The 12,753-nt window shown below is 59.7% G+C and carries 12 protein-coding genes; 3 read left to right on the top strand and 9 right to left on the bottom strand.

Going from position 1 to position 12,753, the window contains the following annotated elements:
• Positions 1 to 21: 21 nt before the first annotated feature.
• A complete protein-coding gene (locus tag C2L65_RS23850) occupies positions 22 to 903 on the top strand; it encodes a hypothetical protein (RefSeq protein ID WP_042308887.1) in 882 nt (293 codons plus the stop codon).
• A gap of 187 nt (positions 904 to 1,090) precedes the next feature.
• Here the strand turns inward: C2L65_RS23850 and C2L65_RS23855 are convergent, their stop codons facing one another.
• Together C2L65_RS23855 and C2L65_RS23860 are read right to left on the bottom strand one after the other, a co-directional pair.
• Positions 1,091 to 1,369 (bottom strand): hypothetical protein, encoded by a 279-nt coding sequence (locus tag C2L65_RS23855; RefSeq protein WP_042308870.1) that lies wholly within the window; start codon positions 1,367 to 1,369, stop codon positions 1,091 to 1,093.
• A gap of 479 nt (positions 1,370 to 1,848) precedes the next feature.
• Positions 1,849 to 2,154, bottom strand: coding sequence for a hypothetical protein (locus tag C2L65_RS23860; protein WP_229514214.1), 306 nt, complete (start codon positions 2,152 to 2,154; stop codon positions 1,849 to 1,851).
• A 798-nt stretch (positions 2,155 to 2,952) separates the two neighbouring features.
• Here C2L65_RS23860 and C2L65_RS23865 point away from each other — a divergent pair.
• Together C2L65_RS23865 and C2L65_RS23870 are read left to right on the top strand one after the other, a co-directional pair.
• Positions 2,953 to 4,548, top strand: a complete 1,596-nt coding sequence (locus C2L65_RS23865; RefSeq protein WP_052426884.1) for an EAL domain-containing protein — start codon at positions 2,953 to 2,955, stop codon at positions 4,546 to 4,548.
• Positions 4,549 to 4,632: 84 nt separating this feature from the next.
• Complete coding sequence (locus C2L65_RS23870; RefSeq protein WP_233446528.1) at positions 4,633 to 6,435, top strand: sensor domain-containing diguanylate cyclase; 1,803 nt, start codon at positions 4,633 to 4,635, stop codon at positions 6,433 to 6,435.
• 151 nt (positions 6,436 to 6,586) lie between these two features.
• On the opposite strand, the gene C2L65_RS23875 is transcribed toward C2L65_RS23870, so the two are convergent.
• From C2L65_RS23875 to C2L65_RS23905, 7 genes are all read right to left on the bottom strand, one after another.
• Positions 6,587 to 6,976, bottom strand: a complete 390-nt coding sequence (locus tag C2L65_RS23875; protein ID WP_042308874.1) for a BON domain-containing protein — start codon at positions 6,974 to 6,976, stop codon at positions 6,587 to 6,589.
• 30 nt (positions 6,977 to 7,006) lie between these two features.
• On the bottom strand, positions 7,007 to 8,152 hold the full coding sequence (locus tag C2L65_RS23880) for a porin (protein WP_042308876.1): 1,146 nt from the start codon (positions 8,150 to 8,152) through the stop codon (positions 7,007 to 7,009).
• 103 nt (positions 8,153 to 8,255) lie between these two features.
• The gene (locus tag C2L65_RS23885; RefSeq protein WP_103254574.1) at positions 8,256 to 9,884 is read right to left on the bottom strand and encodes a 3-(methylthio)propionyl-CoA ligase; all 1,629 of its coding nucleotides are present in this window, start codon (positions 9,882 to 9,884) and stop codon (positions 8,256 to 8,258) included.
• A 2-nt stretch (positions 9,885 to 9,886) separates the two neighbouring features.
• Positions 9,887 to 10,282 (bottom strand): Rieske (2Fe-2S) protein, encoded by a 396-nt coding sequence (locus C2L65_RS23890; RefSeq protein WP_042308900.1) that lies wholly within the window; start codon positions 10,280 to 10,282, stop codon positions 9,887 to 9,889.
• Positions 10,283 to 10,321: 39 nt separating this feature from the next.
• Positions 10,322 to 10,882, bottom strand: a complete 561-nt coding sequence (locus tag C2L65_RS23895; protein ID WP_042308999.1) for an RBBP9/YdeN family alpha/beta hydrolase — start codon at positions 10,880 to 10,882, stop codon at positions 10,322 to 10,324.
• Positions 10,883 to 10,902: 20 nt separating this feature from the next.
• Entirely contained in the window at positions 10,903 to 11,751 is an 849-nt protein-coding gene (locus C2L65_RS23900; protein ID WP_042308902.1) for a TauD/TfdA dioxygenase family protein, read from the bottom strand.
• A gap of 10 nt (positions 11,752 to 11,761) precedes the next feature.
• Positions 11,762 to 12,742, bottom strand: coding sequence for a quinone oxidoreductase family protein (locus C2L65_RS23905; RefSeq protein WP_042308903.1), 981 nt, complete (start codon positions 12,740 to 12,742; stop codon positions 11,762 to 11,764).
• Positions 12,743 to 12,753: the final 11 nt, after the last annotated feature.

The following is a 12,753-nucleotide window of genomic DNA, read 5'->3' on the forward strand; positions in this document are numbered from 1 at the left end:
GGCTCAATGCGGGGAGGCAACATGAGACATTCCGCCTCTTGTATCGCCTTGCTGATCGTTGCACTGGCGGCCACGACGTTGGCTGGCGCCGCGATACGCCGTGATCCCGGGTTTGACTCGCTGACGGACGACCTCACCTTCTCCACTGCTCCGACAGATGCGCAGCATGTCGATCTCGAAAGCCTCCTTCTGGCGGAGGGCATCGATCCGGATTCGAACAAGGCTCACATCGTTCGCGCGTGGGTCGAGAAGATCCGGCGTGCCCCCAACATCGCGACGGGCACCAATGGCGACACACGGCGGGTCGATCAGATCTTTCTCGATCCCGTCGCGCGTGAAAAATACATGTCGAACGGGCTTGCCCATCTCACGCCTTCGGATCGGCTCAAGTATGTGACACTGCTGACCCGATTCCTCGACGAGCTGGTTCCCGTCAACTGCTTCGGTTTGTCCGACATGCGCGCGGTGATGAATCGCATCTCGTTGCGTGAGATGACGGATTCCGACGTCGACCTGTACTTCTCGCTGCTGTTCAAGGTGCTGGTCATCGAGGCGTCAAATGCGCCCGTTGCAACGGGAACGCCACAACAGTATGCGGCGGCCGATCAGCAGCTCTCGCGCACGCTCATCGCGGAACTGCACGGCGACGAGATGAACATGGAGCGATATGCGTTCTACGCGTCCAATCCGTCGAAGGCAACGGCATCGGATGTTTGCTGGATGACGAGAGTGACCTTGCACGCAATCATCGCGATGCCCGATCCCGAGCGGGATTTCATCCTGCTTCGGACCATGGCGCCCCGTGGCGGGCAAGACACATCGTCCGAAGGACAATTGAGCGTGCCGCGCACTGCCGATCCTTCGCCCGCCTCGTCGAATCCCGGCAGTGCCGACGCGCCGTAGGATGTCGCCGGCAACGCCGCGATCGAAGCAACCGTTACTGCAAGCGCGCGCCAAGGCCTACCTTCGAACACACCAGGTCGATCGCCTTGGTCACGCGATACAGATTGAAAATCTGTATCGCGATATTTTCGGTCAATGTAACGACTATGTTGAAGGACTTCAAAATACAAAAAGATAAGCCTGCTGGTTATTGGTTTGTCCCATATCGCGCGGCGGCGATAGCAGCATCACGCTCTTTCTTGGCTTCCGCCTTTTTGTGGTCATAGACCTTCTTCGCGGCCGCCACCCTCTTGTCATAAGCGCGATTAGCGGCAGCTTCCTGCTGACGCATCTTCACGATCGCATCGTTGCTGCCACCCTGCGCCGAAGGTGCGGCTGCCGGGGAAGACGCAGCCTCGTTTTGTGCCGAAGCAATCGAGGCGAACGTGACAATCGCACCAGTCAGTATGAGTCTGATGATCTTCATAGTTCTCTCCGGTCTATGGTATCCAGATTCACGCGATTGTCGTCATGCGTATTGAGAGTACGCGGCAGCACGTGAATAAATGGCACGAAAGCGCACGCATAGCGAGAAAAGAGGCGATGCAAGCACAATCGTTCGATAATAGAAATGTGCCTTCGGACCGAGTACGTAAAGGTCTGTCGGCTGTTATAGGCGACATCTTGCGCCATCGCAAGCGGATGTGACTTATCAAACATGACTCGCACAACGCGAATGCGAACCAGATTGCAACTTCTTATCAAATGGCGAGGATAGTGTACCGTCGCGCAAGCTATTCCCGACACTCACTGCGGCGCATCGCGCTGCGCCCGTTAAATCTTACAGTATTGAAATAATTTAGGGTTTCTAATCTGTATTTTTAGAAATTCGCATTGGCTAATAAATTCGCAAACTGCATGAATGAGTTATAGATTTCTATGGCCCGTCGCGCAGAGGAAAAACGCTCAACGCCCCATACGCCGATCGTAGCTGCGCGAGATGCGATTGAGCAGTGAGGGGTCGCGCGCGTCTACCGAGTTGAACTGCACGACCACGCTGCCATCAGCTTGCTGGCGTACGCTCGCCGTCACTGTGCTGCCCTCGAACGTGCCGACAACATTGCCGCTGGCCGGGTCCTGGACAGTGATGACCAGACCCTCGTCATGCATTGCGCCGGACGCAGCGGCGAAGGACCGATCGAAACTGGCTGGTGTCGTGACGACGGTTCCGGCCGGCACCGCGTAATAGGGACATCCCGCCAACGGCAGCAAGCACGCGCAGATGCTGATGAGCAGGGCGCACTTTACGGTTAGACATCCGCTTATTCCGGACCTGGGTCGAATGACAATTCCCAGGACTGCGTGAAATTGCCGATTGCTCCATTGAGTCATCGTAGTTCCCCTGGACTGACTTGACATCGACATTCAGGCGGCTTCACCCGCAAGTAAAGCATAGTCATCTCCCGCAGATTGCCGACGGGGATCGGAGGTTCGCAAACCCGTCCGTGTAGCGGATGCACGATGCAGTTGCATTGAAAAATAGCGCGAGCCACTATGCTCTACCCTGGCATCACGATGCACTGCATTCAAACGTGACCCGACGGCAGCCCGTCGTTCAAGCCTTCCTCTGCAGGGCATCGCGCCGAGGCCATCACGTTCAGGGAGACCGCATCATGTTTATACGGAATTGAAGGCCGTTGACCACCATCGGCAGGACCAGCTCCTTGCTGCTTCTGGCCAGCAAGGTTTAGCGGCATGCCGGAGACTGCCGCGCCAACCCAGTCGATCATGTCATGGCGCCGTCCGAACAACCGTAAGTCAGGTCAAGAATAAGTCTGGCACGCGCGTGCTGGTATTGGACCTTGGTCCAATACCACCGGGCGCGACAGTCAATGATTTCAGCGTCCCGAACGTGTTTCGTCGAAACGGCACAGGGTTAGGTGCATTGAAAAAATAGCGCCGGATACTATGATTTACGCTGACATCACGATGCCGCGCGTTCGACCGCGATCGGACGGCAGCGTGTCATGCGCGTTCTCCTCCGCGTTTGTCCACAACAGGACTTGCCAGATGATCAAGCGACTGTCGATCGTTTCGGCTTCCATTGCGCTTGGTTGCCTTGCTTCCGTGGCGCCAGTACTGACCAGCATCTATATCGCGGAAGAAGACGCCGAACGTCGGGAACAGGACGACCTGCGGGAATTCGCAGCGAAAGCCGTCATGCGCGCGGAGCTCGTTTCCTATCAGGCACTGGCCGCCATCGCCGACATGGAGGCGACGCCCGGCGCGCCCTGCTCCTCCGCCCACGTCGCGCAACTTGCCCGTGTGATCTTCAACTACCGGTACGTGCAGGATGCGGGCGCTTACGGCGGCGGCCAATATATGTGTTCACCGCTTTTGGGCGACGTACGGGAGCAGCATCTGACGGTGCCTGAGCCTGACCGGCGCAGCAACGACGGCTTTCTGATCTGGTACAGGCATAAAAATCCGCTCAGCAATACGCGCCAGGATATTCAGGTGGGTCGTAACGGCAATTACGTTTCGATCGACAGCCAGTCTTACGTCGATCTGATCGATCCGGCACGAAGGCCGATCGCCGTGTTCAGCAGCGACACCAACGCACTTCTGGCGTTGTCGACCGGTGCAGATTCGGCTGATATGGTCAATGCCTGGCAACAGGCGGGAAACGTCAGCAGCGACCAGTGGCACTATGCGATTGGCCGTTCGGCAACCCTGCCTCTCGCCGTGGTAGTCAAATCCCCGCGTCGTAGCCTGCTTGGCAACTGGACGGGATTGCTAGGCATGTGGCTCTCGATTGGCGTTGTCGTGGGTGGCCTGTTCGGCTGGCTTTCGTTCAGGAAGATCTCACAACAACTCTCCTTCCCGTCGACGCTCGAATGGGCAATTGCTAGCAAGCGGATCGACGTGTGTTTTCAGCCTATCGTCAGGCTCGCGGACGGCGAATGCGTCGGCGTAGAAGCGCTAGTCCGATGGAAGTTGAACGGGCGTAACATCTCGCCCGAAATCTTCGTTGCAGTGGCCGAGCAAAACGGCCTTATTCAGCCATTGACGGATCTCGTACTGGACAAGACGATTGACGAACTATCGACGCTCCTGCGCTCGCGCCCGTCGTTCTACGTTTCCATCAACGTGAGCGGTGAGGATTTGCAAACGCGTCGCTTCCTGGATGTTCTCACCGCTCGACTGAGAGGAACAGATATCCGTCCCGCGCAGATCAGGATTGAATTGACTGAGCGCATCTTCCTGGATGCCGACACGACGCGGCAAACCATAGCGGCGTTCAGAAACGCCGGCCACCCGGTGTATATCGACGACTTCGGAACCGGATACTCCAGCCTGTCGTATCTGCAAACCTTCAAAATCGACGTCCTCAAAATAGACAAGTCGTTTATCGACACCATTGCACAGGATGCGGCATCGAGCATCGTCGCGCCTCATATCATCAGGATGGCACACGAGCTAGGTGTGGAAATACTGGCGGAGGGCGTGGAGCACGATGCCCAGGTCGACTATCTGGTAGAGAGAGGCGTGCAGTACGGACAGGGCTGGCTGTTCGCAAAGGCGATGCGCAGCAAGGAACTCATCGCCTGGCTCGGCGAACCCAGAACGCAGCTTGAGCCGATGAAACAGTGCGACGACCGTTGAGATGCAGTGAATGCGGGTCCCAGACTTTGGCGAACTATGCGGCGATCATTCAACACGACTGTTAGCTGGTCGCTTAAACCCGTCATGCGCAAGTCGTGGCTGCGCAAAGCGTTGCCCGTATTTGCCGTGCTGGTTGCTTCAAATATCGCGGTCAATATCTACCGGTCCTTGCATGACTTTCGGGCGGTGGATCAACAGGTCGCGCAGCGTCTGGATGTACAGACTGCTCTTATCCAAAGGCTGGTCGAAGACCGCCTCCGGGATCTCAATGGGATGATGGCTGTCACGCGAGCCCTGATCGACGCAGACAACCTCACCGATAAATCTCTCCACGACGTGACTGACACGCTAAAGGAGTCGCTAGGCGATGCATCGATTGTCGTGTTTGACGGGAATGCGCGCCTCGTCGCTGGATCTCGCCCCGGCGTCCGCAACGAAATATCGAACCTCACCACCATCCTGGATACGGTACGCGCGGACCCCGCTACCCATCTCTGGCTACCCGTTGTGTGGAGGCAGAGCGGCGCGCTGGTGGTAGCAGAAGGCCATCGCAACCGGGCGGGGAAATTCGATGCCATCGCGGTCTATCTGATTCCCCTCGAACAGCACCTGCTCGAAGGCGTGAAGCTGGTGAACGGCACCGCGATCATATTGAGCGACAACGAGCATCGCGTTATCGCGCGCTATCCCCGCTATTCCGGATTGGCAATCGGGCAAGAACTCGTTGAAGACAATGCTGCTCGCCAAGGACCCATCCCGGGCACTCACTATGCGCGCTGGACTTTTGACCTGAACGAGCGCCTCGTCGCGACGCGCAGGATAGTGTTGGGACCGGCCGCCGGGTACTGGACACTGGACGTCGGTTACGCCGTCAGCAGCTACCGCGACAGTCTGCGGAACAGCATATACATCAATCTCGCCGGAACTGCACTGCTCCTTCTGATGTTGGCGGGCGGCGTGCTGCTTATCTACCGCGAGCACCGTCTGCAGCATCGAATCGAGAGATTTGCGGGCACGGTATTGACCATTGTTCAGAACATGCCGACACCCGTCACGATCGTCGACATCGAAACGGAGAATATCGTGCTGGCGAATGAAGCGCTGCTTGCACTATTTGGCGCCGTAGCCGGCAAAGGCCAGCCGTTTTCCCGGCTCTTTGTCGATGTTGCCAGTTGGACGCGAGTGCGTGAAGTCGTTACCGACGAGCCCGTTCCTCTTCTCACCCGTGACGGAATCCGGCAAATGCTCGTGCATTGCACCCGGCTTCGAACAGGTGATAAAGGAGATGAACCGGATTCACTGCTCGTCACACTGGTGGATATCACCCACCAACATCAACTGCTTAAGCAACTTCGGACAGAAGCCGACTTCGATGCGCTGACCGGGCTCGCCAATCGCCGGTATTTCGCAAAAGCGGCCGAAAAAGCAGTCGAACACGCACGACGTCATCACCGGCCGCTATCCGTTCTGGCATTGGACCTGGATTTCTTCAAACGCGTCAACGACACGTGGGGACATGCGGCCGGCGATCGCGTGCTTCAGGTGACCGCCCGGTCGTTCGAGAATGCACTTCGCGAAGACGATCTGGCGGCCAGGCTTGGAGGCGAAGAGTTTGCCGCGATACTGCTGGATACCGATCTCGAACAGGCGCGAACGATCGCCGAACGCATTCGTATCGCCGTGCAGGACACGCCTGTATCGCTCGAATCCGGAGCTACCGTTTCGCAAACGCTGAGCATCGGCATCGCCCTGTACGATGAGAACGAAAGCGATCTCAGCGCAACACAGGAACGGGCCGACGCAGCGTTGTACGCAGCCAAGAATCACGGACGCAACTGTGTTCAGATCTGGGTGCCTGACACAACCGCGCCCTTGAATGAAGGGTAGCTTCTGCGCCTCGGCCCGGAACTGGAAACGTCGATCGCGAACCGCCTGTTTCAAACGGCTCGGCCTGAAGCAAGAGGCGAAGCGGACTTCAGTAACGATTGCGGCCCGCTACTCCGACTCACACACCGTCACCGCCACCGACCAAAACCGCCTACATCCCGCCAAAAGGCTTCTTCACGGTCAGCTTGTTGGTCACCGAAGTCACGCCCGGCACGCCCTTCGTGATCTCCACGACCTTGTCGATCTGCGATGCATCGGTAACCGAGCCGTTCAACGTTATCGCGCCGTCTTTCGCCGTGATGCCGATATTCCCGGCGCTGATCTCCTTTAGCTTTCCAATGGCGGCATACACCTTCCGACGCAACGCTCGATCTGCTTTCCTTCCAGTAGCCGGTGCGGCTGCACCGGACGCCGTCATCGAGGATGCGCCCGGCACACTGGCCGGTCCGCTTGCTGGCTGACCCGACTGGGGCCATGCATTCATGGACGCTGCGACGAACAATACCGCGACGGCCAGTTCAACTACGTGATTGTTTTTCATCGAATACTCCCGTTGATCTTTGTGGTGGACTCAGAACGTATGGCGAATACCGACCATTGCCGCAGTGGTCGACTCTCCCGGCGCAACCGGCGCGCCGTAGATGATCGTCTGGTTCATGGTCCCCTTGTTGTCGACATAGCCGACCTGCGCGTAGGCCTTGGTCCGTTTGGACAGGTTGTATTCCGCGCCCACTGCGAATTCGCTCGAGTGGTTCGCTGAATTGTTCCGGTCCTTCAGGTAGTAGTAGCCGGACGTGACCTTGAGGCTAGGGTTGAACTGGTAGCCAAGGCCGCCCGATATCATTTCGAAATCGGCAGTATTGCTTTTTGCCGGATTCTTGCCGATGCCGTACGACGCAGATATCGAAAACCCGCTGATCGTGTACATCGCGCCGAAATAGTAGAAACGGTTGTTGGCGAGACCTGTCGCGGGCACGGCGGGAGCGGCCGGATACGTCAGCGGGAACGGATTGGTATCGTGTCCGTTGTAGTACACCGCAGACAGATTCAGACCGTAGTTCGAATATTTGAGCACGGCAGATTCACGCGTACCGCCTTGGAACTGACCGGCGACGCCGCCCGGCGCGTACTCGAGCGCAAGCGAAGCACCATAAAATTTCGGCGAGTTGTAGACGAGCGCATTGCTGTCATACAGGGCGCCGATCGGGGCGTTGGTGCTGGTGCCGGGCCAGCCGGCCGCCTGATTGATGCCCAGCCATGCGGTCAGGATACTGCCGAAATACTGCGCACCGCGCACGTCGGTTTCCGCCATCGCGTAGATCATCGGGATGATCTGCCGCCCGGCGTCGAACGCTCCGAACGGGCCGGATACCCCGACCGTCGCAAACTGGTTGAAGATCGCGGTCTGGCCCGGCGTATCGGCGAGACCGAACTTGCCGTTCGTGGAGTTGAACACGCCCTGCAGCTTGAAGTTGATCTTGTAGCCGCCGCCGATATCCTCGCTGCCCTTAAGCCCCCAGAAACTGGCGTAGATACCGCCGTCCTTGAGCTGATACACGTGGCCGAGGTTACGCGCATGCGGCTGAAACGTTGCCGCCGACGTGCTCTGATACAGCATCCCGGTATCGATGACGCCATACAGCGTGACCGACGATTGCGCATGGGCTGCCGTGGCGAAAATCGCCAGCGCAGCAGCGCAGCATGACTTCAGTTTCATTCTGTCTCCTCTGCTTCTATAAGTGCCGGGATGTTCCCGGTCGTTTATTGATTGATTGATTGATTGATTGATTGATTGAACGCGTGCCTCTCAGGTTCGCGTGTCAGGCCGTCAGGTAAAAGTCGCCGAATTGATCTCTTAACTGGTTCTTGAGCACCTTGCCGGTTGCACCGATAGGAACCGTATCGACGAACACCACCGCGTCTGGCTTCCACCAACGTGCAATGCGTCCGTCAAGGAACTCCAGCAATCCGTTTGCGTCCAGCTCGCTTCCCGGCTTCTTCACGATCAGCAGCAACGGCCGTTCGTCCCATTTCGCATGCCGCGCGGCAATGCAGACGGCAGTGGTCACATCAGGGTGCAGGCACGCGACGTTTTCGATGTCGGCCGAACTGATCCATTCTCCGCCCGACTTGATGACGTCCTTGCTGCGATCGGTGATCTGCATAAAGCCGTCGCCGTCGATCCTTGCGATGTCGCCCGTCGGAAACCAGCCGTCGCGCAACGGCGACTGGCCTTCGCTGCCGAAGTACTCCCGCGCGACCCACGGACCGCGCACCATCAGGTCGCCCGCCGCGATGCCGTCCCACGGCAACGCGTTGCCTTCCGCGTCGACGATCTTCATGTCGATGCCGAACACCGCGCGCCCCTGCTTCGCTTGGACCGCGTAGCGCTCGCTGACAGGCAGCGAAAGCTGATGCGCCTTCAGACTGCAGACCGTGCCGACCGGGCTCAATTCCGTCATGCCCCACGCATGCAGGACCTCGACGCGATGAGACTCCCTGAATGCGGCTGCCATCGCGGTCGGACACGCGGCACCACCGACGATCGTACGCCTCATATGCGTGAACGCGCCCTTGATCGCGTCGACGTGTGCGAGCAGTCCCTGCCAGACCGTCGGCACACCCGCCGACAGCGTGACCTGCTCGGCTTCGATCAGTTCGTAGAGGGATTTGCCATCGAGCGCCGGCCCCGGAAACACCAGCTTTGCGCCGACCATGCACGCGATATACGGCAATCCCCATGCGTTCACATGGAACATCGGCACGACGGGGAGAATCGCGTCGCGCGCCGAACAGTTGAGCGAATCGGGCAACGCGGCCGCATAGGTGTGCAGCACGGTCGAGCGGTGGCTGTACAGCACGCCCTTCGGATTGCCCGTGGTGCCCGACGTGTAGCACAGCGACGAGGCGCTGTTCTCGTCGAGCAGCGGCCAGTCGAATACATCATGATGAAGATCGATCAGATCCTCATAGCACATCAGCATCGAGGACAGACCATGCGTGGGGGGCATGTGCGCCCGATCGGTCATCGCGACGAAGATCTTCGGGCTTTTCACGCGCGCGGCGACGCTCTCGATCAACGGCAGGAACGTGAGGTCGAAGAACACGACGCGATCCTGCGCGTGTTCGATGATGTACGCGAGCTGATCGACATGCAGGCGTGGGTTGAGCGTATGCAACACGGCGCCCGATCCCGACACGGCAAAGTAAAGCTCCATATGGCGGTAGCCATTCCATGCGAGCGTCCCTACCCGTTCGCCTTGCTCGATGCCGAGGGCGCTAAGCGCATTGGCCATGCGGCGTGCGCGTTGCGCGAGGTCCCGGTACGAATAACGGTGAATATCCCCTTCGACGCGTCGCGACACGATTTCCTGGCCACCGTGATGACGCTCCGCATGCGTGAGCAGCGACGCGACCAGCAGCGGCTGCTGCATCATCAAACCTTGCATTGTTACTTCTCCTGTCTCGTTGCGCAGTGCTGCGCTTCCGGTTGCCCTGCTGCATTGCCGCCTGTCCCGTTCGCGAGCACTGCGTTCTGTTCGTCGAGATTCAGGACCAGCTTCGAATCGACTGTCTCGACAGCAAACTTGATGAGGCTCAAGCCGCCCGTTCCGGGCGTACACCCTGTGCGCAGATCGAAGCGCAGGCCGTGTGCGGGACAGCGCAGCACGGACCCTTCCAGCTGACCATTTCCGAGCGACGCGCCGTTGTGCGGGCACGCGTCGTCGATCGCGTAAATCGCACCGTCGACGTTGAAAACCACGATGCACCGACCGTCGACGAATACCCGCCTGCGCTGGCCCGGCTCGATTTCGCCGGCAACACCCATCCCTACCTGACGTGACATCGCAGGCTCCTTTTCTTGCCAAATGAGGTAACAGTCAGCTCAGAGCAACTCGCGAATCAGCGTCGTCGCCATCGGCCATTCGCCAAAGCCCGCAGCGGGATTGAGGTGACCGACTTCGCCGAGATCGACGAGACGGCTGCTCCAGTCATGCGCCATCGCTTCCACACGCTCGAACTTCGCGAGCGGATCGTTGCGGCTCGCGCCGACGATGCTCGGAAACGGCAGCCGTTCGCGCGGAACGGGATGCCAGCCATTCACGGCGAGCGCATCGAAAGTCGGATAGCCGGCCGGCAGCGGCGTTTCGAGGTCGGCGGGCGCGGCGAGCAGCGCACCGTGAATCTTGCGGTTGTGCTGCCTCGCCCAATGCACCGTGATCATCACGCCCGCGCTATGCGCCACCAGAATCACCGGGCCGTCGATCTTCGCGAGCGCCGCATCGAGTGCCGCGACACGCGCCGCGCAACTGAGCCCGTCGTATTCGAGCGGCGGCACGGAAGCCGCGTTCGGCAACGCCTGTTCCAGCAGCGTTTGCCAATGCCCGGCGACGTGATCGCGCAAGCCCGGCACGATCAGAATGGTTGGTGTGATAGCGAGAGTCATGACGACGTTGCCTTTTCCCTTCAATACGGCTTGTCGCCGATGATCCCGGCACGCTCCATCTTGCGATGGCACGGCGCGTAGTCCATCACCGCATAGTGTTGCGTGCTGCGGTTGTCCCAGATCGCGATGCTGTTCGGCTTCCAGCGCCAGCGCACCTGGTACTCGGGTAGGTAAGCCTGGCTGACCAGATAGCGCAGCAGATCGCCCGCGCCAGGATTCGCGTCCTGCCCGAAGCGCACCCGTGCCGGCGTGTGATAGTTGGTGAAATGCGTGGTGAACGCGTTCACGAACAACACCTTCTCGCCTGTTTCAGGGTGCGTGCGCACCACCGGGTGCTCCGCGTCCGGGAATTGCGCCTTCAGTGCAAGGCGTTTCTCGATGGGCATCGCGGCGCCGAAACTCGCCTCGATACTGTGGCGGGCACGCAAGTCCGCGATCTGCGTCTTGATATGCTCCGGCAGGTTCTCGTAGGCGAGGACCATGTTCGCCCACATCGTGTCGCCGCCCACGGGCGGACACTCCACGCAGCGCAGCACCGCGCCGAACTGCGGCGCTTCCCGCCAGGTGGCGTCGGCGTGCCACGCGTTTTCGTAGCGGTCGTTGGGCTGGTCCGGATTCTTGTAGATGCGCACGAGGCCCGGATGATCCGGATCACTGCCTGCGACGGGATGATCTTCCAGTTCTCCGAACCGGCGCGCAAACGCCACATGCTCGGTGCGCGTGATCTCCTGGTCGCGCAGGAACACCACGCGATGTTTCAGCAGCGCCGCGCGGATCTCCGCGAACAGGCCGTCATCGTGGATTGCATCGGCGAGATGCACGCCCGTCAGCTCGGCGCCGATCGTACAGGTCAAAGGTTCGACTCGCATGGCTTGCTCCTCAGATGACGAAGACCGACGAGCCGGTCGTCTTGCGCGCTTCCAGGTCACGGTGCGCTTGCGCCGCATCCTCGAGCGCGTAACGCTGGTTGAGCTCGATCTTGATCCGGCCCGCGGCGATATGCCCGAAGATTTCGCCTGCCAGTTCGTCTTTTTCGGCGGGGTCGGCGATATAGTCGGCCAGCGCCGGGCGCGTCATATACAGCGAGCCCTTCACCGCCAGCATCTGCGGATTGAACGGCGGGATCGGACCCGACGCCGTGCCCACGCAGACCATCAGACCGCGACGCTTGAGCGAATCGAGCGAAGCCTCGAAGGTATCCTTGCCGACGCTGTCGAACACCACGTTCACGCCGACGCCATCCGTCAGTTCGCGCACGCGCTTCGCAACATTCTCCCGGCCGTAGTAGATGACGTGGTCGCAGCCATGCGCACGGGCAATCTCACCCTTGGCTTCCGTCGAAACCGTGCCGATCACGGTCAGGCCCAGCAGCTTCGCCCATTGCGACACGATCAGTCCGACGCCACCCGCAGCCGCATGCAGCAGGATGACGTCGCCCGCCTTGAAGTCGTGGATGCGGCGCATCAGATACGACGCGGTCAGGCCGCGCATGGTCATACCAGCAGCCGTTTCGCAGGAGATCGCATCGGGCAGCTTGATGAGCGGACCTGCGGGAACCAGGCGTTCGGTGCTATAAGCGCCAAGCGTATTGACGAATCCAGTGTAGGTCACGCGATCGCCCACCGCGACGTTCGTCACGCCCGGGCCAATCGATTCGACCACGCCCGCCGCCTCGACGCCCATGCCTGCAGGCAGTGGGACCGGGTAGAGGCCGCTGCGGAAATACGTGTCGGCGAAATTCAGGCCCACTGCCTCGTGACGCAGGCGGACCTGCCCCTGGCCGGGATCGCCCACTTCAACGTCCTCGTAGCGCAAGACTTCGGGACCACCCGTTTCATGGAAGCGCACTGCCTTTGCCATGTTGAATCTCC

Origin of the sequence: Paraburkholderia terrae, from assembly GCF_002902925.1 — a bacterium.
Classification (GTDB): domain Bacteria; phylum Pseudomonadota; class Gammaproteobacteria; order Burkholderiales; family Burkholderiaceae; genus Paraburkholderia; species Paraburkholderia terrae.

Excerpts from the sequence above, each read along its gene's own strand:
- C2L65_RS23850 (WP_042308887.1), top strand. The coding sequence starts at position 22 with ATGAGACATTCCGCCTCTTGTATCGCCTTGCTGATCGTTGCACTGGCG.
- C2L65_RS23855 (WP_042308870.1), bottom strand. The coding sequence starts at position 1,369 with ATGAAGATCATCAGACTCATACTGACTGGTGCGATTGTCACGTTCGCC.
- C2L65_RS23865 (WP_052426884.1), top strand. The coding sequence starts at position 2,953 with ATGATCAAGCGACTGTCGATCGTTTCGGCTTCCATTGCGCTTGGTTGC.
- C2L65_RS23870 (WP_233446528.1), top strand. The coding sequence starts at position 4,633 with ATGCGCAAGTCGTGGCTGCGCAAAGCGTTGCCCGTATTTGCCGTGCTG.
- C2L65_RS23875 (WP_042308874.1), bottom strand. The coding sequence starts at position 6,976 with ATGAAAAACAATCACGTAGTTGAACTGGCCGTCGCGGTATTGTTCGTC.
- C2L65_RS23880 (WP_042308876.1), bottom strand. The coding sequence starts at position 8,152 with ATGAAACTGAAGTCATGCTGCGCTGCTGCGCTGGCGATTTTCGCCACG.
- C2L65_RS23885 (WP_103254574.1), bottom strand. The coding sequence starts at position 9,884 with ATGCAAGGTTTGATGATGCAGCAGCCGCTGCTGGTCGCGTCGCTGCTC.
- C2L65_RS23890 (WP_042308900.1), bottom strand. The coding sequence starts at position 10,282 with ATGTCACGTCAGGTAGGGATGGGTGTTGCCGGCGAAATCGAGCCGGGC.
- C2L65_RS23895 (WP_042308999.1), bottom strand. The coding sequence starts at position 10,882 with ATGACTCTCGCTATCACACCAACCATTCTGATCGTGCCGGGCTTGCGC.
- C2L65_RS23900 (WP_042308902.1), bottom strand. The coding sequence starts at position 11,751 with ATGCGAGTCGAACCTTTGACCTGTACGATCGGCGCCGAGCTGACGGGC.
- C2L65_RS23905 (WP_042308903.1), bottom strand. The coding sequence starts at position 12,742 with ATGGCAAAGGCAGTGCGCTTCCATGAAACGGGTGGTCCCGAAGTCTTG.